General features: G+C 56.3%; 17 protein-coding genes. 8 read left to right on the top strand and 9 right to left on the bottom strand.

Translation table 11 applies throughout. From position 1 onward, the window contains the following. The first annotated feature begins 89 nt into the window (after positions 1 to 89). A complete protein-coding gene (locus ACFIO0_RS02305; RefSeq protein ID WP_390913208.1) occupies positions 90 to 3077 on the top strand; it encodes a hypothetical protein in 2988 nt (995 codons plus the stop codon). Positions 3078 to 3083: 6 nt separating this feature from the next. On the opposite strand, the gene ACFIO0_RS02300 is transcribed toward ACFIO0_RS02305, so the two are convergent. From ACFIO0_RS02300 to ACFIO0_RS02280, 5 genes are read right to left on the bottom strand one after another with little or no spacing between them, the layout of a single operon-like run. Further along, positions 3084 to 4568, bottom strand: a complete 1485-nt coding sequence (locus ACFIO0_RS02300; protein ID WP_390913206.1) for an AMP-binding protein — start codon at positions 4566 to 4568, stop codon at positions 3084 to 3086. Then, positions 4565 to 6085: an acylating sulfoacetaldehyde dehydrogenase gene (gene sauS / locus ACFIO0_RS02295; protein ID WP_390913204.1), complete on the bottom strand. Its 1521-nt coding sequence runs from the start codon at positions 6083 to 6085 to the stop codon at positions 4565 to 4567. Before sauS ends, ACFIO0_RS02300 begins: the two co-directional genes overlap by 4 nt. Further along, positions 6037 to 7005: a tripartite tricarboxylate transporter substrate-binding protein gene (locus ACFIO0_RS02290; RefSeq protein WP_390913202.1), complete on the bottom strand. Its 969-nt coding sequence runs from the start codon at positions 7003 to 7005 to the stop codon at positions 6037 to 6039. Before ACFIO0_RS02290 ends, sauS begins: the two co-directional genes overlap by 49 nt. 45 nt (positions 7006 to 7050) lie before the next feature. Continuing rightward, entirely contained in the window at positions 7051 to 7521 is a 471-nt protein-coding gene (locus tag ACFIO0_RS02285) for a tripartite tricarboxylate transporter TctB family protein (RefSeq protein ID WP_390913200.1), read from the bottom strand. Next, positions 7518 to 9029 carry a tripartite tricarboxylate transporter permease gene (locus ACFIO0_RS02280; RefSeq protein ID WP_390913198.1) on the bottom strand — a complete coding sequence of 504 codons (1512 nt, stop codon included), beginning with the start codon at positions 9027 to 9029 and terminating at the stop codon, positions 7518 to 7520. Before ACFIO0_RS02280 ends, ACFIO0_RS02285 begins: the two co-directional genes overlap by 4 nt. A 112-nt stretch (positions 9030 to 9141) precedes the next feature. On the opposite strand from ACFIO0_RS02280, the gene ACFIO0_RS02275 reads away from it, so the two are divergent. Further along, positions 9142 to 10179 (top strand): substrate-binding domain-containing protein, encoded by a 1038-nt coding sequence (locus ACFIO0_RS02275; protein ID WP_390913196.1) that lies wholly within the window; start codon positions 9142 to 9144, stop codon positions 10177 to 10179. On the opposite strand, the gene ACFIO0_RS02270 is transcribed toward ACFIO0_RS02275, so the two are convergent. Then, positions 10154 to 12895 carry a glycosyltransferase gene (locus tag ACFIO0_RS02270; protein WP_390913194.1) on the bottom strand — a complete coding sequence of 914 codons (2742 nt, stop codon included), beginning with the start codon at positions 12893 to 12895 and terminating at the stop codon, positions 10154 to 10156. The two genes, ACFIO0_RS02275 and ACFIO0_RS02270, sit on opposite strands and share 26 nt — an antisense overlap. Positions 12896 to 13232: 337 nt before the next feature. Here ACFIO0_RS02270 and ACFIO0_RS02265 point away from each other — a divergent pair, with 337 nt between their 5' ends. Genes ACFIO0_RS02265 through ACFIO0_RS02255 form a run of 3 tightly spaced genes read left to right on the top strand, consistent with a single transcriptional unit; the run spans position 13233 to position 18988 of the window. Continuing rightward, the gene (locus tag ACFIO0_RS02265) at positions 13233 to 14450 is read left to right on the top strand and encodes an efflux RND transporter periplasmic adaptor subunit (protein WP_390913192.1); all 1218 of its coding nucleotides are present in this window, start codon (positions 13233 to 13235) and stop codon (positions 14448 to 14450) included. A 4-nt stretch (positions 14451 to 14454) separates the two neighbouring features. Continuing rightward, entirely contained in the window at positions 14455 to 17580 is a 3126-nt protein-coding gene (locus ACFIO0_RS02260) for an efflux RND transporter permease subunit (protein WP_390913190.1), read from the top strand. A 49-nt stretch (positions 17581 to 17629) separates the two neighbouring features. Next, positions 17630 to 18988 (top strand): efflux transporter outer membrane subunit, encoded by a 1359-nt coding sequence (locus ACFIO0_RS02255; RefSeq protein WP_390913188.1) that lies wholly within the window; start codon positions 17630 to 17632, stop codon positions 18986 to 18988. A gap of 73 nt (positions 18989 to 19061) precedes the next feature. Here ACFIO0_RS02255 and ACFIO0_RS02250 read toward each other — a convergent pair whose 3' ends face one another. Continuing rightward, on the bottom strand, positions 19062 to 19955 hold the full coding sequence (locus ACFIO0_RS02250) for a LysR substrate-binding domain-containing protein (protein WP_390913186.1): 894 nt from the start codon (positions 19953 to 19955) through the stop codon (positions 19062 to 19064). A 103-nt stretch (positions 19956 to 20058) separates the two neighbouring features. On the opposite strand from ACFIO0_RS02250, the gene ACFIO0_RS02245 reads away from it, so the two are divergent. Genes ACFIO0_RS02245 through ACFIO0_RS02235 form a run of 3 tightly spaced genes read left to right on the top strand, consistent with a single transcriptional unit; the run spans position 20059 to position 21813 of the window. Next, positions 20059 to 21015 carry a pyridoxamine 5'-phosphate oxidase family protein gene (locus ACFIO0_RS02245; protein WP_390913184.1) on the top strand — a complete coding sequence of 319 codons (957 nt, stop codon included), beginning with the start codon at positions 20059 to 20061 and terminating at the stop codon, positions 21013 to 21015. Between the two features lie 11 nt (positions 21016 to 21026). After that, a complete protein-coding gene (locus tag ACFIO0_RS02240; protein WP_390913182.1) occupies positions 21027 to 21425 on the top strand; it encodes a DUF4440 domain-containing protein in 399 nt (132 codons plus the stop codon). Between the two features lie 4 nt (positions 21426 to 21429). Continuing rightward, positions 21430 to 21813, top strand: a complete 384-nt coding sequence (locus ACFIO0_RS02235; protein ID WP_390913180.1) for a nuclear transport factor 2 family protein — start codon at positions 21430 to 21432, stop codon at positions 21811 to 21813. A 106-nt stretch (positions 21814 to 21919) separates the two neighbouring features. Here ACFIO0_RS02235 and ACFIO0_RS02230 read toward each other — a convergent pair whose 3' ends face one another. Both ACFIO0_RS02230 and ACFIO0_RS02225 read right to left on the bottom strand, forming a co-directional pair. Further along, positions 21920 to 22552 (bottom strand): phosphoribosyltransferase family protein, encoded by a 633-nt coding sequence (locus ACFIO0_RS02230; protein WP_390913178.1) that lies wholly within the window; start codon positions 22550 to 22552, stop codon positions 21920 to 21922. Then, entirely contained in the window at positions 22549 to 23271 is a 723-nt protein-coding gene (locus ACFIO0_RS02225) for an adenine phosphoribosyltransferase (protein ID WP_390913176.1), read from the bottom strand. Before ACFIO0_RS02225 ends, ACFIO0_RS02230 begins: the two co-directional genes overlap by 4 nt. Positions 23272 to 23319: the final 48 nt, after the last annotated feature.

The raw sequence follows: 23319 nt of genomic DNA, 5'->3' as shown, positions 1-23319 counted from the left end.
CGCGCTATTTCGACAAAATTTCCTTGCCAGACCGGACAGAGTGTCGCACCCTACACGCATTGATTGCATTTATTTTTCGGAGCGTTGTGATGAAGCATATTTTCACCTGGGCGTTTGCCCTGATTTTGGTCGCCACAGTACCGAACACAACATTTGCCGAACCTCGCAAAGCGGATTTGGTGCTGCCTTCGCAGTTGCCACTGCTGGATTACGAAGCGCAATTGTATCCGTTCATCGCCGATCGCGACTTTGTCAGTTTGGATTGGAAGCGCGACAAATCGTGGCGCGACACTGGACCATTTGTTCTTGAAACCAACTACGGCATCCACCCCGCAGTGCGCATGTATTACTCACCCGAAGTGATCGCATGGCTTGAAGGTGGGCGCAAAGGGGTCGTGCCCGACGGCGCAATCGTGATCAAGGAAATGGCTCCGTCCCCCTCTGCGCGATACAATGAGTATCGCGCTCTGTTGACCTACATGCACCCCGACAATCCCGCCAAGGTCGAGGCAGACATGCTCGCGTATCTCAAGAAAAGCGGGCTGAATTGGACCGTGATGGTCAAGGACAGCGCGTTATCTCATGGCGGCTGGTTCTTTGCCTCAGTCAACCAACACGCGACGCTGTCGAATTTTGACGCGCCCTTTTCACCCCCATCGGGCTCGGCTGGCGATGGTATGTGCATGCGGTGCCATGCCTCTGCTGCGGAAGAACTGATTTTCTCGGCCCTCGACAATGTCGAAGGGTACCCCGGCGAGCCGTTGATCTTTAGCGTCGATGAAAGCTGGCGCAAGCTGGCTGATTTTCCAGAAGGACCGTTCAATCTGCCCGAATGGCAACGTCCAGCGCGCGGCGCGTCAGAATCCAAACTGATCGAAGATTATTTCCACAACGAGACCGCATTGAAGACATCAAACGCCAAAGCGAAAACATCGCCAACACAGATAAACCCTACGTTTGCAAAGACATTTCCACCGCTCAATGTTCGTGCAGACACCGTTCAAACGCTGCCAAGCCAGTGGTTGGATCATGTGCCTGCACGCCCGAACGACACGCAGCATTTTATGACCTCTGACAACTGTGTCGGATGTCACGGTGGCTTGGGTGGCCCACCATCCGGCACCACAATGTTCCTGCAAACAGGCCCGAATTACGGTGAAGGCTACAACATTTCCGAATACGGCGAATGGCGTTGGTCGCCAATGGGGCTGGCGGGTCGCGATCCGATCTTCTTTGCCCAATTGGAAAGCGAATTTGCGCTGCTGGAACAGGCCGGCGTCGGCGATTTATCTTCTAATCTTGGCACCACTTGCCTGTCGTGCCACGGCGCTATGGGTCAGAAACAACTGGCGTTGGATGCGCATGCGCAACCGGACAAAGGGTTGGATCCAAACAATTTCAAAGTTGACTACACGCTGTTGCACGCCCCCCTGACAGCCGCCGAAAAGGACGAACAAATTTCGGACGGCACATTCGACTATCACCAGTATGGCAACCTCGCGCGCGAGGGCATTTCATGCGGGGTTTGCCACCACATTGCGCCCCCTGAAAAGGGGCCCGGCCAACCCGATTACAACAGACTTGATACCTACCTTATGAACGGTACGACAGGCGTGTTCCGTCTGACCGATGCCGACAAACTGATCGGGCCTTATGAAGGCGTCAAAGTGAAACCGATGCAGCATGCCATGGGCGTAACACCGGTCGCTGATCCCTACATCAAAGACAGCCAGCTGTGCGGTGCATGTCACACGATCAACTTGCCAAACGTGGATGCGGCCCGCGACGAGCCCCTCGAAGGATACACAAAAGCCGACCAGGCCGTGTTCAATCAGGCCGCCAAAAACGGTGCTGCATTTCAAAAATCCGAATACGGCACAACCTTTCCCGAAGGGTTGCTCGACTTTCAACATTCTGTGGAACAGGCCACCTATCTCGAATGGGTGAACTCGATCTTTAACGAAAAAAGCACGGCTGCGTCCTGCCAAGATTGCCACATGAACAATGACTTCCAAAGCGTCAGTGACCCCGACATCAAGATCGACGCGATCACCACGCAGATCGCCACGATCCAAGACAGCACGCTGCCCGATGTCGAAAATCTGCTGCCCATCGACGACATCACGATTCCCTTCCGTGAAGGGTACAAGCGGCACAATTTTGTCGGCCTCAATGCCTACATGGTTGAAATGTTGCGCCAGTTTTCCACCGAAATGGGCATGAGCCGCACCGACCCGATGACCTATGCGACGAACGGCGCGCAGCTGTCGCTCGATACGATGGAACTGCAAGCGCGTAACTTTACGTCCGATGTTTCATTAGACGTAAAACGCGAGGGGCAAACCCTGATCGCACAGGTTGGCGTCACCAACAAAACCGGACATCGGCTGCCCTCCGGCGTCGGCTTTCGCCGTGCCTTTCTTGAGGTGCGTGTCAGCAACGCGGCAGGCGACACCGTTTGGTGCTCGGGCTGTTCCAATGATGCAGGTGTCATTGTTGGTGCCGACAAGGAACCTCTGAAAACCGAGTTCCTCGATTTCATCCCCGCAGGTGCGAGCGAAGCCCTGTATCAACCACATCACGAAGTGATCGACGCCCAAGATCAGGTGCAAATCTACGAGGAGCTGACCCAAAACGCTGAAAGGGAATTCACCACCAGTTTTGTGCACCGCGTCTACCACCCAAAGGACAATCGACTGACGCCCAAGGGCACCCTGAAACCTGGCACGCCTGCGTTTGTGAAGAAATTTGGCGACAGCGATGTCACCGCCGCGTTCATGAAAGCAACATTGCCCGAAGGGCGCGCCAAGATGGACGCGACTTTTGTGCCCGGGTCCGATCAAATCGAATATCGGATCAAATTGCCGAAAGGGACGGACATCAGCGGGCTTGACGTGTCCGCGACGCTCTACTCGCAAGCGATCCCGCCTTACTACCTGAAACAGCGTTTTGAAACGGCACCTGACGGGCCCGCGACCCAGCGGCTTTATTACCTGACGAGCCGGTTAAAAACCAAAGGAACACTGATTGAGGGGTGGAAGCTCAAGATCAACACGGCAAGTGCGGCGGCCCCTTAAAGGGGGCTAGGCTGTCAGCTCGCTCAGCTTTAGGCGCTGGATCTTGCCCGAAGGCCCTTTTGGCAGCTCCGCCATGAAATGCACCGTGTCCGGGGATTTAAATTTCCCCAGACGCGCTTCGCAAATCTCGATCAGTTGTGCTGCGGATAAATCCGATCCTTCGCGCACACGCACAGCGGCCTCGACCCGCTCGCCGTAACTGTCACAGGGTCGCGCAAAAGCGGCGGCCTCGATCACGTCGCTGTGCGAATACAACGCCTCGTCGATCTCGCGGGGGGCGATGTTTTCACCACCCTTAATGATCAGTTCTTTCAACCGTCCGGTAACAAACAAATACCCGTCCGCATCTATGCGACCCAAGTCGCCAGTGCGCAGCCAGTCACCTGAAAATGTGGCTTGGGTTGCCTCTTGGTTCTTGAGGTATTCCAACATGACATTTGGGCCGCGCACGGCAATTTCCCCCTCGACACCGACCGCACATGCCACCATCCGAGCATCAAAAACACCAACCTCATTTCCATAGGCTGCACCAGGAGAACCGATCTTGCGCAGACCGGGCGGCAATGGATTCGATGTGATCTGAGCCGCAGTTTCCGTCAGCCCCATCGTCTCGATAATCGGGACGTCAAACTGCGTCTCAAACGACCTCTGAACATCCGGTGCCAATGCGGACGAGGCAGAGCGACCAAAGCGTAAACGCGCCTTCGTCTCAGCCGAGGGGTCCGCCGCCCCGTGCAACAAATGACTGATGATTGTCGGCACCACAGAAAACCACGTGGCCCCAACGGCATCAACCTGATCCCAAAACTGACGGGCCGAAAACTTTGCCGTCATGCCCAGCGATCCACCCGACACCAACGCCCCCATCACAGTCACGCAAAGCCCGTTGATGTGATAGATTGGCAGCACGCAAAACCCGCGATCCTGCGGACTCAAGTCATGGGCAATCGCTGACGTCCATCCGCCCGCGAGCAAGCTGGCATGGGTATGCACCACGCCCTTGGGCCGCCCCGTTGTGCCAGACGTGTACATCAGCAAAGCATGATCACTGGCCTGCAAGGGATACAGTGGTGCCTTCCCCACAACCCACTCTAACTTCTCGATATTCCCTACATTCGCCTGATCAAACAGACCATGCGCACTTTCGTCCACGAACGCAAACCGTGCCTCGGAATGGTCCAGCGCGTAGGCCACGGCATCCGGTCCCGCCGCGAGGTTGATCATTGTTGCGCGAAACCCGCCGTAAAGCGCCCCGTATGTCGCCAAGACACCCGCACGCCCATTGGGGCACAAGATCGCAACGCTTTCGCCCTTGGCGATCCCTTTGCCGGTCAGCATCGCCGCAAGACCTGCCGCCTCGCTGCGCAAATCAGCCCAACTGAGCGACGTGCCGTCCTCGCAAAATTGAAACGCTATGCCACCCGTGTCCGCACGGTGATCCAGCCAATCGCGCGCCGTGCCTTTGGGGGGGTGATCCAGCTCCAGCTTCATTGACCCGCAGCAGCCCAGTAATCAGAAAAGATATCCTCGACTTTTGGCTCGCGCACAGGGATTTCACGGACAATTTTGGTGGTCTGCATAAAGTGCTTCCAATGCACATTGTCATCGATCGAATTACCACCCCAAGACCCACATCCCATCGACAAAGAAAACGGCATGCCGTTGTTAAAGGACCCGCCCGTAGCAAAGGTGTGCGCTTGGTTCACGATCACACGGCACGTCGGGATCCGCATCCCGATCTGAAGCGCGCGCGCATCGTCCATCGAGTGAAGCCCAACCGAATGCCCCGCCCCCTGATACGCCATAATTTGGTCCACCCGGTCCAGTGCGGCCTCAAAATCGGTAGCACGGTAGAACGCCGCAACACGGCTTAGTTTTTCGCCAGACAGCGGATGATCAGGGCCAACACCTGTTGTTTCAACCGCCAGAAATTTGGTGTCCGCTGGCACGTCACCTTGCATCCCCAAGGCCGCGATCATCTTGTCCGCATCTTGGGCAATAACGGAACGGTTCAGATGCCCGTCCGGCCACAGTTTGGCGACAATTGGGCCCTCATCTTTGATGAGCGCCCCGCCTGCCCGCGCCATCGCTGCCACAAAATCATCATAGACCGCATCGACCACAACAATCGCATTTTCTGACGAACAAGACGTCGCGTTGTCAAAGGTTTTGGAGGCTGTAATCTTTTGCGCAGCCGCGTCCAGATCAGCGGTTTCATCCACAATCACGGTGACGTTGCCTGCACCCACGGCCAAGGCAGGTGTGCCGGATGTGTAGGCCCGTTTGACATTGTTTTGCGATCCGGTCACCACAATCACGTCCGAAATCTCCAACAAACGTTGGGTTTTTTCCTTGGACCCGCGCCCTTGCACCATTTGCACCAGTGCTTTGTCTTCGCCGATTTTATCGAATTCGGCGTAGATGTATTCCAACAAGCGCTCGCACGACGGCACACCTTTGGGCGACGGCGACAGCACAATCGCGTTGCCGCATTTCAAAGCGTTGATGATGTTGTTAGCGGGTGTCGCTGCCGGGTTTGTCGAGGGCACAACCGCCCCCACAACCCCAACTGGGCGCGCGATTTCGGTGATGCCGGTGTCGGCGTTGTCAGACACCACGCCGTAGGTTTTTGCCGTTGCCAAATCCCGCATCAAACCCAACGTTTTTCGGTGATTTTTGGTGATCTTGTCAGGCACGTTGCCCAATCCCGTTGTCTCGACAGCCAGTTCGGCCAGAGTACGGTTGCGGGTTGGTTCCATGATCGCCCATGCGGCCGCTTGGGCTGCGCGGTCATAACGTATTTGCGACCCATTCGCCTCGTAGGCGGTTTGGGCGGCGCGGGCAGACGCAACGATCGCTTCAACCTCGTCAATATCGCTTTGGAGGGTCATGGAGGATATCCTTTTGGGGGTGACAGGGCGGACATAAGCCGCCCTGCTGCGTGTTAAAAGGGGTGTCTTTACAGACCCGCCAGCAACTCTTTCAAAGTTGCTTCGCGTGCTGCCCACATCGCCTGAACCTCGGCACGGTTCATCACGTGCATCGGTGATCCGCCTGCCTTCATGCGCTTTTGCACACGGGCGTTTTCGAACATTGCAGGCACGGTTTCGGCCAGCTTGTCGATCACACCCTGCGGCGTGCCTTTTGGCACCATGATGCCGCGGAAGTTGACGGACGCGTTGTCGACTTCCAGCCCCTGTTCCATCATCGTTGGCACGTCTGGCAGGAACTCTGAGCGTTCCAGATCAGCGACACCAAGGATTTTGACAGAACCCGCAGCAGCCGCGCGGAAAGCGTCAGACAGGTTGTTTACACCGCCCATAACGTCGCCAGCGATCACAGCCTTCATCGCGGCAGCACCGCCACCTTTGGTCGGAATGTAGGCCATTTTCACGCCAGCTGCTTTTTCGATTTGCAGCGCCGCAATGTGGTGACCTACAAACAGGCCCGCACCAGAGAACGTCAGCTTGCCCGGGTTTTCCTTAGCAAAGGCAACAACATCAGCCATCGAATTCATGTCACTGTCGGCAGCGACAACAAACACCGCAGGGTCAGCGCCCCAGTTGGCGATCGGTTCAAAACTGGACGTCGAATATTCAACGCCTCCTTTGATCGATTGCGCGATAAAGTGTGGGACGTTGTAGGCAGACAACGTGTAACCATCAGCGTCGGCTTGGGTTGCAAACCAGTTCCAACCGACACGGCCACCGGCCCCCGGCTTGTTCAGGATCGCAACCGGCATGCCCAGTGCGTCCTCGTTTCCGGCGGTCATCGTGACGATGCGCGCTTGGAAATCGGTGGCACCACCGGCGCCATAGCTGACAACCATCATAACCGGGCGATCAGGATAGTTTGCGTGGCCATCAGCTGCCGCAGCAGTCGTCAGACCCATAAGACCGATTGCGGCCCCTGCTAGTAGTTTCTTCATCGTTTGTTCCTCCCTAGGAAAGTTAAGATCTGCCGCTGTTGCGGTTCAGAAGAAAATCTCTCGCGGTGTGTACACAGTTAGAAGTTTTGCGAAGAGACCGTACATCACAGCGATGAAACACGCGGTGATGGCAATGCGTTTGACCCACGATTTAAGCGCGGTATGCGGGGCCGGATCATAGATCGACAGCAGGACAAAAAAGGCGATTGCTGTGGCCGTGTAAAACCCCAGCCCCTTGGCCATCCAAAAGATATAAATGCAGGCGATGATCAGCCCGACGGCCAGCCGTTTGCAATCGCGTGCGCTTAGCCCGCTGCCGACTTTGCTCCAGCCGAGGCAGGCTTTGATAAAAGTCCACAGCGCGAGGATTACAAAAACCGTCGCGATCAGGCGCGGAAACAGGAACGCTTGGGCTGGCTGCTGCGTAAAGCTGACGTAAGTGACCCAAACGCCAACTGCCGCGACGACACCGGAGGCCGCAATATGTTGGATGCGGGGCAAGGAAATATCGCTCATTGCATGATCTCCTCTTTGGAGGTGTAGCGGCGCGAGCGTACTTCCATCCAGCCCGAGTAGACGATTGATGCAATCACCATCGCGATCAAAATTAGGTTCAGACGGCCAGTCAGGAAATACGGTGCCAATCCGTCCGATGCATTGGCAATCATCGATCCAATCGCAAAGTTTTCTTCGGCAATCGGACCAAGGATCAGGCCCAACACCAACGGGGCTGCGGAAAAGCCAAACCGCTCAAGGAAATACATCATCACACCGAGGGTCGCCATGACATAGACGTCGCCCATGCTCGATTGCACCGAATAGCTGCCGAACACGGCCAGCGCCAAAACGATTGCGGCCATAACGTGCTTGGGGACTTGTGCGACCTTCGCGGCCAGCCCGGCGACAAAGATGCCAAACACACACATCAAAATCTGCCCGATCAGCATCGAATTGATGAACGTCCACGCCACATCCGCGTGGTTGATAAACAAGTCCGGGCCGGGGAAAATACCGTGGATCAGCAAACCACCCAACAACACTGCCGCCGTGGGCGAACCCGGGATGGACAGCGTCAACAAAGGTACCAACGACGGGCCAACCATCGCATTGTTGGCGGCCTCGGCGGCGATGACACCTTCGGAATGGCCGGTGCCGAATTTGTCCTTTTCAGACGAGAACTTCTTGGCCTGATCGTAGGCCACAAGCCCTGCAATCTGCCCGCCAACGCCGGGGATCAAACCGATGATCGATCCGACAATGGTGCCGATCCCTGCCGCGCGTTTCCGGTTCCAAAGCTCTTTGACGGCGTCGGTAACTTTGTGTTTTTGAACTTTGATGACCTCGGCGGCGGAATCAATGCGACCCCCTGCGAACATCGCGATGACTTGTGGAATTGCAAACAGACCGATCAACGCCGCGATGATGTTGATGCCGCCGCCCAATGCGGGGTGGAACACAAAACGTTGCGCGCCCAGCATGTCGTCAAATCCGATCGTTGCCAACCACATTCCGATGCAGCCGGACAGCAAACCTTTGACCAAGGATTTACTATCCAGGCTGCCGATAATCGTAACGCCCAAGATCGCCAGCCAGAACAGTTCAGACGGGCCAAAGATTAACGCCCATTCGGACAGCGGCTTGGTCAAAGTGATCAGCAAAAAGACCCCGAAGAGGCCACCAACCAAGGACGCGAGGAACGACAATTGTAGCGCCTTTGCGCCCTCGCCCTTTTTCGCCATCGCGTTGCCATCTAGGGTCGTGGCGATATTCGCAGGGGCCCCCGGAATGCGCAGCAAAATCGCACTGACGGCACCACCTGCAACAGTTGACGTATACAGCGCCCCAAGCAAAATCAGGCCCGCTGCCGGTTCAAGTTTAAACGTAAACGGGATCGCCAAAGCCACGGTCATAGTTGGCGACAATCCCGGGGTCGCCCCAAAGATCAGACCAAACACGGTGCCCAGAATGAGCAGCCCGAAATTGAACGGCGTAAAGACATCACCAAAGTAGAACAGAAAATCCAAGCGAGGCCTCCCAACCCGAAGAAGCCCATTACAGGCATCCTTGACATTGAAGGTTAGGCGATGAAAATAGTTTTGCAAATGTTTTCATAAATTACCCGATTGGTGCCGGTAGGTGTCTGAAATTAATTCAAAAAATGCAGATATCGTTGCCGTCGCAAAGGCCGCACGGGTATCTATTTCAACTGTGTCGCGCAGCTTTAATCATCCTGAACTGGTGAAACCTGCGACTCGGAAAAAGATCGACACAGCTGTGCGCAAGCTTGGCTATATCCGCAATCGGGCGGCACAAACCATGCATGGCATCCGGTCAGGAACCATTGGATTGGTGGTGCCCACGATCGATCACGCGATCTTTGCCGAAGTCATCCAAGCGTTTTCCGATGCGGTCGAAGGGCATGGGTTTACCATTCTAGTCGCCTCGCACGGATACAATCTGGAACGGGAATACAGCGTCCTGCGCAAGTTTTTGGAACACCGCGTTGACGGGGTTGCGCTGATCGGGTTGGACCACTCGGACGAGACTTACAATCTGGTTAAGCGCCAAGGAATTCCCGCAATCACCGTTTGGAATTACGATGCGCAATCTGTGTTGCCGTGCGTTGGGGCCGACAACCGACAAGCCGGCGCAATTGCCGCGCAGCATGTTGTTGATCTGGGCCACCGCAAAGTCGCTTTGGTGTTTCCCCCGACCAAGGACAACGACCGCGCACGTGACCGTTTGACCGGGGCGCAATCGGTGCTTGAAACCGCAGGCGTGCAAACCCCTGACGGGGCGAGCATCGAAACGTTATACTCGATTTCAGACGCAAAACGGGTGGTGACAGAAATGCTGAACAATGCGCCCGCCCTGACCGCGATTTTGTGCGGCAATGACGTTTTGGCGGTTGGTGCGTTGTATGCTGCGCGGCAATGCGGGCTGCGTGTGCCCCATGACATTTCCATCATCGGAATTGGTGATTTCAAAGGGTCCAAGGAAATGGAGCCCGCCTTGACCACAGTGCGCCTGCCCGCCCGACGCATCGGTCATTTGGCCGGTGAGCAATTGGCGCAGTCCATTGTGCAACAATCAAAAGACACCACCCGCACCAGTTGCGAGATCGAATTGGTCGATCGGCAAACCTGTTCTACGCCGCGTCAAACAACGCTATAATCTTGGCCGCATCAGTGCCGCTAGAACTGCCCTTGTGCAGGAAATCGATCATGTCCTCCAGCCCCTCTGCCCCCAACGGCATCTTGGCCAATTGCTGCCACCCGTTCAGCAAAACCCGGTGCAGCGCATGCCGTCCGATTTGATCGGCTTGATGCTCTGGCAACAACGGCAACAAGACCGCAACCGTTTGAAATGTATCAATCATCCGCTCGAGCACGGTGAACAGTTGCGTCGCAGAGGCCGAATGGTTCCGGTACACAGCATATTCGCCCGGATCGTGCCAAACGTCACCAGCAGTTGCCAGCCGCGCCCACATTTCCCAGTCAAACGCAAAGGTCAGACTTGGCGTGAAACCACCCACCTGCTCGTAGGCGCTGCGTCGGGCTATAACGGTCGGAAAATTGATTAATTGCCCGTGCACAATCTGCCCAAGCCAGTTATCCATCACGCCGGCACTATCCCTTAACTGCGCGCGGCGTCGCAGGCGTTTGTCGTTTGTGTCCACGATGCGCGCGGTGCAAAATGCCATGGCTAGGTTTGGATCAGCCCGCAACGGCGTCAGCAAAGCGTCATAGAACCCGTCTTGAACCCAGTCATCTTGATGCAAAATGTGGATAAATTCGCCACGCGCTTGTTTCAGGCACTGATTGTGGTTTTGCAACAACCCCAGTTGCACCGTGTTGCGGGTGTATTTCACGCGGCTGCCAAATTGTGCCACAACGTCCCGCGCCGCATCGTTTGCCGACGCATCATCGACCACCACAACCTCGACATCCAGACCGCTGGTTTGGCCCAAAACGCTGTCGATCGCTTGGCGCAACCAAGCTGTGTTTTGGACACTATAGACGGGCATCATCACCGATAATTCTGGTCGGTTCGCATCTTGAATTCTTGCGATCTCAGGTTTTTCCAGTGTTGGGCGACGTGGACCAAGCGGCCAAAGCGCGCCACTGTTTTGATCGCTCAGCGCGCGCAGTTGATCGTACCAGTACCCCGCACTTTGCCAAGCAAACAGCGCTTGTGTCACGTCGCGATTGGGTGGCTCGTCGCGCTGCTCCGGCATGTTCAAAAACTGCTCTATCGCGACCAACCCATTGTCGAGCCCCGCAGTGCGCGCCTGCGTGGCCCCTGCCCAATCCGCGGCCAAACTGCGCTGTTTTCCAAGCAAGAACAAATAGTCGGGCGATGTCGAATCACGTTCCACAATCCGTTCCAGCGTCGCAATCGACCCCTGAACAATCCCAAGGCGCAGTTGCGTGGTCAGCAAATTTCGCAGGATCATCACGTGCACATCTTTTTTCAAAGCCAGCTCGGCAAAGACATCATGGGCCGCACGCCAATCTTTGTCCCGCAAATGCCGTCGCCCCTGTGCGATCTTTTCTTGACGCGCTTCGCCGGCTTTGCTGATCAGTGGCTTTTGCGCGCGCGCCAAAGCCTTGTGATACTGTGCTTTGTTCGGATCCAATGCGATGGCACGTTCTAATGCCTCTGCTGCGTCTTCGCGCCGGTCAAGTTTTAGCAGAAAGGTCCCTCGCAAGAAATACGCGGCAGGCCAGTTCGGATTGCACACCAATGCGCGTGCGATTGGGTCTAACGCCTCTTTTGGCCGATCCAACTGGTTCAAAATGCGCGCGTGCAACATGTGGAAATGTATGCGGTTACTGTTGACCTCGATCGCTTTGCAGATCGGGTCTAGCGCATCTTGGAATTGGCCCTGATCAAAGTGCAATTTTGCCAGTTGAAAATGACACTGTGCAAGGTTGGGGGCCAAATCAATTGCCGCATGACAGGCGGCAAATGCCCCAACAAGATCACCAGACGCCAATGCTTGCTCACTTGCCTTTAGATGCCAATCGGGAAAGCGTTTCACGTAGGTCGACGGGCCACCGTCCGGGCTTTCTTGCGTCCAGAATGTGGTCCATTCTGATTGGATTTCATCAAGATCCTCCAGTCGTTCCAGACCGCCGGGCTGGCTCAGACACGTGTACAGGTTCTTGGTGCCCTGAGATATCTGAGATTGTGCAGATAGATCAGTGTTGCTGGCTTCGCCGTGGTTTAGCGTTGGGTCCAAAAATGCATCGACAGACGCAATTTGCGGTGCAGTCAGGTCCGGCACTGGCAGACCAATACGCGCAAAAGCCGCCTGAATTGTACCTTGCCAGTCGCGCAACATATCCTCGTATCGCACGACGGCGCGCGGCACATCACGGGACCATTTTTCAGCACCAAGCGTGTAATTGGCCCACAACATTTCTGCGTGATCCATATCGATGCCGTCGCGGGCATCAAGCGAGCGACACACGCTGACCGGATTGCGCAGCGCGATCAGAACCACAGGTTTTGCACCAACCCGAAGCGCCGCTTCGTGCCATGCCGGAAACGTCAGGGACGCACGCGGGTCCTTCACCACAAAGCCGTTTGTTTGATCAAACTGCTGTTCCAGAACCGCTTGCGCATCCGTGACTGCACGCTGGTAGCGCTGCGGATCATCGGTGATGTCAAAGGGCTTTGGATCGGCCCAGAACCGCTGCATATCCCAAAGATACGCGTCATTCAGAACGACAACAGGCTTTGGTTCCCAATACCCCGACGGATTGTAGCGGTTCGGGGCCATCAAATTTGCAGCTTGCCCAAATCCCGTCAGACCAAGCACCCGCGACAAGGCCGACGTGCCTGAACGGTGCATGCCCAGCACAAATATCGCAGGCACTGTCATAGTTTTTTATCCAACACAGAACACCACCCACTTTAAAATCAATCGACGCAATTTCTGCTGTTCATTGGATCAACAAGACGCGTGGCATGATCGTAAACTTTGCATCTTTGATTGGAAAGCGCGCGCATAAAGTTTCGCACAGTTGATAGGTCGACTCGCAAGAAACAGCGCATCCAAAATAATTTGCGACGGTAATGCGGCGCTGCAGCGTAAAACAATCGTACCAAAGCGTGAGGAAAAACTCCGAGCGAGGACGCCTGACGGCTTTGGATCACCGATGTTTAAATTAGGCCGCCACACACGCGGCTGTCCATAGCGCTAGTCAACGGATGCAACGATGAACCTGAAACGACAAATTGGACTGACGCTTGTTTTGGTGGCCTGCGCCACGATTGCTGCGGCCCGTTATTATCCGGTGTCCCACACTGTTCTGGACAGCTTGGGCGTCCCGCAACCCCTTCTGACCATGATCGCAAAACGCGATGACGCGGATGCAACAGGGCCTGCGGGTGCCGCGCGCGGTGGCGGTGGGCCACGCGCCGCGGTTGTCACAACGGCATCGGTGTTCACGGGCGCAATCAGCACCAAAGTGCAGGCGGTCGGATCTAGCGAAGCGCTTAGGTCCGTGTCCGTTGTCCCGCTTGAGGCTGGGGTGCTCAGGCAGGTTGCCATCCAATCCGGTGATCTGGTTCAGGCCGGTGATTTGCTTGCCCAGATGAACGCGGACACCGAAGAAATCACGCGGGATCGTGCGGCTGTCGCGCTTAAATCGGCGCAAGCCGAATACGCCCGCTACGAAGGTCTGAGCCAATCTAACGCTGCCTCGCAGATCGAACTGGATACACTGCGCGCTGCTCAGGATGACGCAGCCCTCGCGCTGCGCGAAGCAGAGGTCGCGCTGGAACAACGCTCAATTGTTGCCCTCATCGACGGTGTTGTCGGGATCGTTCCGGTCGAAATTGGCGATTACGTGACCGCAGAAACCGAGATCGCGCTGATCGATGACCGCACACAGGTTGTTGTGGATTTTTGGGTACCAGAACGGCTTGTTGGCACAGTGGCGATCGGACAATCCGTCAAAGCCTCGCCGCTGGCACTACCGGGTCAAAATTTCGCAGGCAAAGTCAGCGCAACTGGCAGCCGGGTGGAAACCGATAGCAGGACACTGCAGGTGCGGGCCTTGATCGACAATCCTGACGATGTGTTGCGCCCGGGAATGTCATTTGCAATTTCAATGTCGTTTGACGGCGAAACCTACCCCGCGGTGCCGCCTCTTGCTGTGCAATGGGACGCTGACGGGTCCTATGTCTGGATGATTTCCGACGGGGCGGCCCAACGCACCCCCGCGCGCATTGTGCAGCGCAACGCAGATGCTGTGTTGCTTGAGGCAGACATTACCGAAGGCGCGTTGGTGATCACCGAAGGCGTCCTCAACGTGCGTGATGGTGCCGCCGTGACAGTCGAAGATGCCGGCGCGCCAAACGACGATGTCGTGGACGCAGATGACGCGCGTGCCGCACCAATCCAGGTCGCCCCCTCGGAAATAGAAGGCTGACGTGATGTCACAGCGCACTGCCATCGCCCCGTCCTCCCCTTCGGCTGCCAATATGTCAGACATGACTGCGCTGTTTGTGCGCCGTCCGGTTCTAGCAATTGTCGTCAATCTGCTGATCCTCGTCGGCGGGTTGGCCGCAATTTCCGGTGTCGCGATCCGCGAGTTGCCCGAAGTCGACAGCCCCACGATCACGATCTCGACCTCCTACACCGGTGCGTCCTCTGAAACGATGGATCAGGAAATCACCACGGTCGTGGAATCCGCCGCGGCCCAAGTGTCCGGCGTCAAATCGATGTCGTCGTCCTCTTCGTACGAAGCAAGTCAGGTCACTGTAGAATTCTCGACCAGCACCGATCTGGATGTCGCAGCCTCCGACATGCGCGACGAAATCAGCCGGATCACCGGCGACCTTCCTGATGACATCGATGACGACCCGACGGTGATCAAAGCGGACGCAGACTCAGAACCGATCATGCGCCTTGCTGTGACGTCCGAGACCATGGAAATCGACGTGTTGACCGATTTTGTCGATGACGAAATTGTAGACAAATTTGCCGCCGTCCAAGGGGTTGCCGATGTCGAAACATTTGGCGACCGCGAACGCATGTTTCTGATCGACATCGACCAAAACCAGCTTGCCACGCGCGGCTTGACGGTTGCCGATCTCACAACTGCTCTGGATGATGTGGCCCTCGACGTGCCTGCCGGGTCGCTCGAAAGCAGCGCGCAGGATTTCACCGTGCGCGCAACGGCGGGCCTGAAAACGACTGAAGAATTCGAGCGGCTGATCATCACCGATAATGTCAGATTGGGCGACATTGCGGTTGTCAGTCTGGGCCCGGATGCAGGCACATCCGCGCTGCGGGCCAACGGAAAAACCGGGCTTGGGCTGGGCATCATCCGGCAAGCGGGGTCCAACACGCTTAGCATTTCAGAAGATGTGCACGCTGTTGTCGAGGGCATGCGCGACATCCTGCCCGACGGCGTTAACATCGATGTGACCAGCGACGATGCGACATTCATCAACGGCGCAATCACCGAAGTGCTCAAGTCAATGGGCCTTGCCATCGCGATCGTGGTCGGTGTGATCTACATCTTTTTGCTGAATGTCCGCGCGACACTGATCCCCGCGTTGACCCTGCCTGTGGCCTTGGTCGGCACCATTGGCGGCATTTGGCTGGCCGGTTTTTCCATCAACATCATCACCTTGCTGGCGCTGGTCTTGGCGACCGGCATGGTGGTTGATGACGCAATTGTTGTTTTGGAAAACATCGTCAACAAACGCGATGCCGGGGTGCCTGTGCGGGCGGCTGCGGTGCGCGGCACCCGCGAGGTGTTTTTTGCGGTCATCACCACCACCGCCACGTTGGCGGCGGTCTTTGTGCCGCTGTCGTTTTTGCCTGGCACATCAGGCGGGTTGTTTCGCGAATTCGGCTACGTGCTTGCCATGGCAGTGACCATTTCGTCGTTTGTTGCACTGTCGCTTTGCCCGATGCTGGCCTCGCGATTGTTGTCCAGCAAACCGAACGGCAGCACCGATCAATCGATCGGGTTCATCACACGTTTTGGAACCATGGCCAGCCGTCTGTATGCCGGTCTGTTGCGTGCCTCCCTTGCCGCACCGGTTGTCGTGCTAACAATCGCGTTTTTGTTCGCAAGCGTTGCCTTTGTGACCTACGGCACCCTCGACGAAGAACTGACCCCGCCCGAAGATCGCGCCCTTGCGTTGTTGCGCATCAACGCGCCCGAGGGCGTCAGCCTTGCGTACACCGAAACTCAGCAGCTTCAGATCGAAACGCTTTTGCAGCCGTTTCGCGACGCAGGTGAGGTCGAATACATCTTTTCCATCGCCGGACGCGGTGGCAGTAACGAAGGTTTCATGGTCATGACCCTTGCACCGTGGAATGAACGCGACCGTGGCCAAGCCGAGATTGTCGCCGAAATGAATCGGCTGATTTCAGGTGTAAACGGCGTGCGCGCCTTTGTGATCCAGCCCAATTCACTTGGGATCAGGGGCGGCGGAGAAGGGCTGCGCATGGCCATAACCGGCACGAATTACGCCGATCTTTCAGAGGCGGCGAATGCGCTAAAAACCGAACTGGAAAAAGATCAGGAGATGGGCCGCATCCAGCTGTCGTATGAAACCACACAGCCGCAGATCATGATCTCTATTGATCGCGAACGCGCTGACGATCTGGGCATTGCGATTTCGGATCTATCGAGCGCAATGCAGGCCTTTCTGGATGGTGACGAAGTCGGCGATGTCTTTGTTGACGGCGACGCCATTCCGGTCAAACTGATTTCGACCTCCAATCCAGTTGATGATCCGACCGACCTTGAAAACATCTTTTTGATGGCGTCGGACGACCGGATCGTGCCGTTGTCATCTATTGTGTCGATCCAGGAACAGGCCGTGGCCCCATCGCTAGATCGCGAAGAACAATTGCGCGCCATTGTGATCACCGCCGAGCTGTCAGACACGCTGGCTTTGCGTGATGGGATCGAACGATTGCAAGCTGCGGCGGCCCCGCTTTTGCCGCCGGGTTCCGGGGTAATCCCCTTGTCAGAAGCGGCAACTTTGGATGAAACATCCAGCGGCCTTGGCATCGTGTTTGGCTTTGCCATCGTGATCGTCATACTGGTTCTGGCCGCCCAATTCGAAAGCTTCCTAAGCAGTTTGATCATTGTGGGGACAGTCCCGCTTGGGCTCGCATGCGCGGTTTTTGCATTGGCGTTCACCGGCATCAGCCTGAATGTCTACAGCCAGATCGGTCTGGTGCTGCTGGTCGGGATCATGGCCAAAAACGGCATCCTGATTGTCGAATTTGCCAACCAGTTGCGCGACCAAGGGATGTCGGTCAGCGACGCTGCAGAACAGGCCGCATTGCGACGGCTGCGTCCGGTCATGATGACGATGGTGTCCACGGTGCTGGGCGGCGTGCCGCTGGTTCTGTCCACTGGCGCGGGCGCTGAGGCGCGTGTCTCGCTAGGTTGGGTGATCGTCGGGGGCTTGGGTCTTGCGACCATCGCGACACTGTTTGTGACACCGGTTGTGTACAAATTACTCGCTGGATTTTCCAATCCACAAGCCGAAGAAATGCAAAAATTAGAGGCTGAATTGGCAGCTTGATCTGATCACCAACACATCTACCCACCATGTTTGTACAAGAGGTTACAGTTTGAAAAACGCCACATCCACGGCCCTGATCCTGACGCTGCTCATGACAGGGTGCGCCGCCGTCGGCCCGGATTATCAAACGCCTGCCATCGACACGCCAGTGCGGTTTGTCGATGGTGACGCGCTCAGCAAAGGTCAAATGGCCGCCGATCAGTGGTGGCTGAATTTCGGCGATAGCCAGCTTAATCAACTGGTGGCGCGTGGTCGGGCACAAAACCTGGATGTGCGCACCGCAAACGAACGGATCAATCAGGCCGCCGCCGCATTGCGCGCCACGGGACAGGCCTCGCAAGTCAGCGGCACCGGGTCGGTGTCATCAACCAAGAGCGGAACAGGCAGCAACAGTTCATCGACGGCCAACAGCGGAACTTTGGCAGCAAACTATGTCTTTGACATCTTTGGTGGTGCGCGCCGTGATCAAGAACAGGCCGCGGCCGAATTGGACGGCGCAGTTTCAGATGTGGGCACGGCACAATTGGCACTGCTCGCGTCACTGGTCGGCAACTACATCGATGCTCGTTATTACCAAGAGGCCATCGCGCTGACCCGCCAAAGCATTGCAACACGACGCGAAACCGTAACGCTGACACGTCAGCAACAGGAATTGGGCGTTGTGTCAGAGCTGGATTATGCAAACGCTGAGGCGCTGCTGAACGAGGCACTGGCCAATTTGCCCGCCCTGGAGACTGGATTTTATGCGGCCACCTACGGGATTGCGACCCTCTTGGGCGAACCTGCGGGCCCGATTACCAAGGCGTTAGAACGCGGCTCACCACAGCCACGACCAAAGGGCAGCGCGGCTGCGGGTGTTCCTGCCGACGTTCTGCGCAATCGGCCGGATGTGATTTCAGCAGAACGCGATCTCGCCGCCGCCACTGCCGCCGTCGGGGTGGCAACCGCCGATTTGTACCCCTCGCTAGATCTGGACGGCTCGGTGACGGCCTCTGATCCATCAAGCTGGAGCTTTGGCCCGACGCTGTCCTTGCCCATCCTGAACCAAACCGCGTTGCGCGCAGTTCGAGATCAGCAAATATCGGTCGCAAAACAAGCAGAATTGACGTGGCGCAGCACCGTTCTAACCGCGATCCAAGAGGTACAGACCGCGCAGACCGGTTACCTGCGCTTGCAACGCGAAACCGAAGCCCGCCGCGCGGCTGTCGGTTCCTACAATCGCGTGCTTGAACTGTCGACATCGACCTATCAGGCCGGAACAATTTCTCTGTTGGATCTATTGGACGCCGAGCGTTCCAATGCCGACGCCCAATTGTCGCTTGCCGCCTCGGTCCAAGATTTAGCCAATACGTGGATCACGTTGCAGATCGCAGCGGGTCGCGGATGGCAAGTCATGCCAGAGCAGTAGCCAATTCGATTGCGCAATAAATGTCGCATTCCGTATTCAACGTCAGTCGCAAGATTGCTGGCCAGAAGATCTCCTAAGTCATCCGCTTTGCCAGATCGATAAACGCACGCAGCCGCGGCGGCATGTGCCGTTTGCTTAGGTAATTGATCGTATGGCGCGGCTGGTTTGGGATTTGTCCGTCCAGAACAGTTATCAGGTCGCCGACTTTCGTAAACGGTTCTGCTGATTCAGCATACGTGTAGGCCAGGCCCATCCCTGCCCGCGCATATTGCAACATGGCGTTGATGTCGTTGACCACAATCCGGCGTATCGGTCTGACTGAATATGGGCCTTCTGCTCCCTGAAAGCTCCAGGGCACCACCTGACTGGCATCACCAAAGGCAAAAAATATGCCGTCGTAATTCACCAATTCATCCGGGGATTGCGGCACGCCTTTGCGCTCTAGGTACGTAGGGGCCGCGACAATGCAGATCTTTTGATCCGGCCCGATAGGCGCTGCATGAGTGTCTTTTTCCAACAGGTGCTCAAAGCGAACAGCAGCGTCAACACCAGAGGTCACCAGATCAACTTTGCGGTCATCGTAAATAATCTCGATTTCGACAGCGGGGTATTTGGCGGCGTATTCACACAGCAGCTTGTCCAGAAAAAACGGACCGCTGCTGCGCGGGGCGCTTAGCTTTAGCGTGCCGCTGATCGTGCCTCGGGTTTCGTTTAGATCACGCACGGCATTTTCAAGATCTTGGATCGCTGGCAGGCTGCGGTCGTACAGTTTTTGACCAATCGCCGTCAGGGCAATCTTGCGCGTGGTGCGGTCGAACAATCGCACACCCAATCGGTCTTCGAACCGTTGTACGGCCTCACTTACCGACCCTGCCCCCAGTTTCAGATTGTCTGCCGCTGCGCGAAATCCGTTGGCCCGCGCGACCTCGACAAAGATTGACATGTCGCTGAGTTGGTTGCGCTGCATTGTACGGTTTTCCGATCAAAGTGTTCGCCCATTCACGGGTAATCCTAACGAACAACTTCACCTAGTTAAAGAGGACGGACAATGATGCCTTAGGAGCGTTCCAATGACCGACCTACAGTCAGAATTTTACCACACCGGCGAGGCCCGGCTTCAGCAGCAGGTCGGCAGCCGTGAACGCACAGAGCAGTTCAGCAAGGTTTTGATGAAAGATCATCTGATTGACCAGCACCGGGAATTCTACGCTGGTTTGGAATATCTGTTTGTCAGCGCCGTTGATCCCGCCGGAACGTTGCGGGCCACGATGATCTCTGGCGCGAAGGGGTTCCTAAACACACCGGACACGCAAACCCTGCGCATCGGCGCGATTTCTTCGGATGTTTTGGCGCATTTGGGCGACTTGAAACCCGGAGCCATGATCGGTGTTGTTGGCATTGATATGTCAAATCGCAGGCGCAACCGGATGCATGGACGCATCGCGTCGGTGACATCGGATCACATCGATATTCGCGTCACGCAAAGTTATGGAAATTGCCCGAAATACACAAATGTCAGGACCCTTACCCAGCCCTATTCGCACTTGAACCCAGCACCGCCGCAAACCCGAAACGCCCTGAGCGATCAAAACCGCAAAACGGTCCGCGCGGCCGACATGTTCCTGATCGCGAGCTTTTTCGATGGCGGCACTGGTGCCCAATACGACGGCGCAGACATGTCAACGCGCAGTGGTCTGCCTGGTTTTGTAAAGGTTGATGGCAACACGCTGACCTTGCCGGATTATTTCGGCAACAACCTGTTCAATACGTTTGGCAATCTGCAACTGAACCCTACCGCCGCACTGCTGTTCATCGATTTTCAAACCGGCGACACAACGCATCTGAACGGTATTACGCGTCTGATCGACGATCCGGTTGAGATCGCAAAATACCCAAAGGCGCTTCGCCTTCTACAGATCGACGTGACGCAAGTGCGGTTCACGCCACAAGCCACAACCCTGCGTTGGATCTTTCACGATGCATCCCCGCACAGCCCCACGCCGCATTCAAATCAACACCACCTCTGAAAGGTTGTACCATGACTGACCAAGACAAAATTGACGTCCAAGCCGTTGTCGAAAAATGGCTTACCAGCCTCGATGCAGGTGATTTGCAAGGCATGCTCGACACGTGCGACCCCGAGTGTATCACCGCCAACGAAAAGACGCCCACCGCGATCGGACCGGACCACATCCGCGACAAATACGCGCCGCGCATTGCTGCCGCGACGTTCAAATCGGGCTTCACCACAGAGCATTTGGCAATCTATGGCGATTTTGCCGTCGTTATGGGCCATTTCACCGTCGAAGTGACGTCAAAAAAGGACGGCCAAAAGAGCGGCGGTTCAGGTCGTTTGCTGCTAGGCTACCGTCGCCACGCGGATGGGTCATGGAAAATGGTCATCGACATGGACAACAACGCTTGGTCAAAGGAATGAACGAATGAGCATGAAAATCGCCGCAAAGCCAAGCGACATCGCGACCTGTGTTGCCGGGTACCTGAGGGATGGGGATCTTGAGGGGGTCGTGTCGATGTTTCACCCTGAATGTCAGATCTTTTTCCCTGCCGGTGCGCCCCCTGCTTTGGGTCTCGATGGCGCGCGGGCTGCCTTTCAGGATTTCATTCCTTTGCGCCCGATTTTGGAATCGAGCGTGACCAGCGAAACGATCAACGGCGACACAGCCCTGTTGCAAGCCAACTGGAGCATTAAGGATGCAGGCGGCAATGTCATGGCCCAAGGGCAATCAACCGAAGTTGCCAAGAAACTGGCGAATGGCGGTTGGGGGTATTTCATTGACTGCCCAGCAGGGCCGCCTGCCATCTAGGCACGAGCAGAGCAGCTAATTTGGCACAAAAAACGACCAAAAGTGTGCAGACGCGCGATCCTGGAAAGACATTAAAGCCCAGAGCGCCTGCACCTTAGGATTGCGGCTATCGTTTGGTTTGCGGAAATGCAGACTCTGGATTGTAGGTATCAAAGCTGGACAAAGTCTGGCTGTTGCATTCGGTTTGCCAACGCGATCCTGGAACAACGGCCGACACGCAAGGATAGGTCGCGCGGTACCCGTTGGTGCGTTCGTTTTCTTCGATGGCGACAGCAACCATGCCGGCGACGACACCTTTTTGACGTTCGACCAGACGAACTGAGCCATCCATCGTACCGCCCGTTTCAACCCATTGATCAACCAGCAAAACACGCGTGCCCGGGGCAAACGCAGGCAGACGCATTTCCATGTCCTGCGTGCGACCCGAATAGTTTCCAAACGACACTTTATCCGTATCAACACACAGTTTACCGGCCTTGCGGATCGGCAAGAAACCAACTCCGCAACGCGCCGCGATGGCCGCACCCAAAACAAAACCCATCGCATCAAGCCCCGCGACGACGTCACATTCGACGTCTTTCAAATCCTCCAGCAGATCATCCAGCAAGTCGTTAAACGCCTCGGCGTTGATGTAGATGGACGTCGGATCAAGCCATGCAAATTTATCGCCCTTCGTGTTCGGAGCCATAATGTTCAGGTACCAACGATCATCGCGCGGGCCTTTGTTTGCTGTGGTCATGATGGAATTCCTTTGGCTAAAGTGCGTGTGATAGACATCAATTCGGCCAAGCGACCCGCATCAATGTCGTAAAAGTTATCCGGTTTATTGATACCGGTTGCGACCATGAAACAGTCGACATCCGCGTAGGCCTGCGCGTTTTCCGGCGAAATCCCCGAGGCAAGCGCCATGGGGCGATCCCCGATGGCCGCGCGAAATGTTTCGATTTTTCCAAGGTCGGCTTCCTGGCCCGTTGCAACGCCGGATGTGGTGATCACGTCCATGAACGGGCAGGATTCGCGGGCCGCATCGCCGTAGCGGCTTGGGTCAACTTCGCGCTGTTTTTTGAATGCGGTTCCGCCAAAATACAGCCCGTCCCAGCCGGTGTCGATGCGGGCCTGCGCGATGGCCTTGGCCTCACTGTTCGCGCCGTCCTCGTCGATGCATGCGTCATCGGCCCAGTAGGCATCGACCTGACAGCCCTCGGATTGCAGCTGGCCAAGAATAGGAAACGCGTCCTTTCCCGTGACCGCCAGAAAGTTCACCGCCATCCAAAGCGATGGGAATGCGGCCCGCGTGTCACGAATGATCGGCAGAAACTGCTCTGGCGCAAAGTCGTGGTTGATCAGGAAACACCCCTGTGCACCTGCCTCAAGCAAGGTTTCGACATTTTGGCGAGTCCGCGCGCTGTCGAGCACATGAATGACCGGCAACACGACAGGCCCGGGCGTCTTAAACAATTTGTGGAAGTCATTTCTGTTCATGACTGCAGATTAGGTTAGATTTTC

The organism is Pseudosulfitobacter sp. SM2401, from assembly GCF_042932805.1.
Classification (GTDB): Bacteria; Pseudomonadota; Alphaproteobacteria; order Rhodobacterales; family Rhodobacteraceae; genus Ascidiaceihabitans.
This window is presented reverse-complemented; position numbering and strand designations above follow the sequence as displayed.

What these genes read in the sequence shown, in the direction of transcription:
- ACFIO0_RS02305 (WP_390913208.1), top strand. Translation starts at nt 90, where the DNA reads ATGAAGCATATTTTCACCTGGGCGTTTGCCCTGATTTTGGTCGCCACA.
- ACFIO0_RS02300 (WP_390913206.1), bottom strand. Translation starts at nt 4,568, where the DNA reads ATGAAGCTGGAGCTGGATCACCCCCCCAAAGGCACGGCGCGCGATTGG.
- ACFIO0_RS02290 (WP_390913202.1), bottom strand. Translation starts at nt 7,005, where the DNA reads ATGAAGAAACTACTAGCAGGGGCCGCAATCGGTCTTATGGGTCTGACG.
- ACFIO0_RS02285 (WP_390913200.1), bottom strand. Translation starts at nt 7,521, where the DNA reads ATGAGCGATATTTCCTTGCCCCGCATCCAACATATTGCGGCCTCCGGT.
- ACFIO0_RS02270 (WP_390913194.1), bottom strand. Translation starts at nt 12,895, where the DNA reads ATGACAGTGCCTGCGATATTTGTGCTGGGCATGCACCGTTCAGGCACG.
- ACFIO0_RS02265 (WP_390913192.1), top strand. Translation starts at nt 13,233, where the DNA reads ATGAACCTGAAACGACAAATTGGACTGACGCTTGTTTTGGTGGCCTGC.
- ACFIO0_RS02260 (WP_390913190.1), top strand. Translation starts at nt 14,455, where the DNA reads ATGTCACAGCGCACTGCCATCGCCCCGTCCTCCCCTTCGGCTGCCAAT.
- ACFIO0_RS02250 (WP_390913186.1), bottom strand. Translation starts at nt 19,955, where the DNA reads ATGCAGCGCAACCAACTCAGCGACATGTCAATCTTTGTCGAGGTCGCG.
- ACFIO0_RS02245 (WP_390913184.1), top strand. Translation starts at nt 20,059, where the DNA reads ATGACCGACCTACAGTCAGAATTTTACCACACCGGCGAGGCCCGGCTT.
- ACFIO0_RS02240 (WP_390913182.1), top strand. Translation starts at nt 21,027, where the DNA reads ATGACTGACCAAGACAAAATTGACGTCCAAGCCGTTGTCGAAAAATGG.
- ACFIO0_RS02235 (WP_390913180.1), top strand. Translation starts at nt 21,430, where the DNA reads ATGAGCATGAAAATCGCCGCAAAGCCAAGCGACATCGCGACCTGTGTT.
- ACFIO0_RS02230 (WP_390913178.1), bottom strand. Translation starts at nt 22,552, where the DNA reads ATGACCACAGCAAACAAAGGCCCGCGCGATGATCGTTGGTACCTGAAC.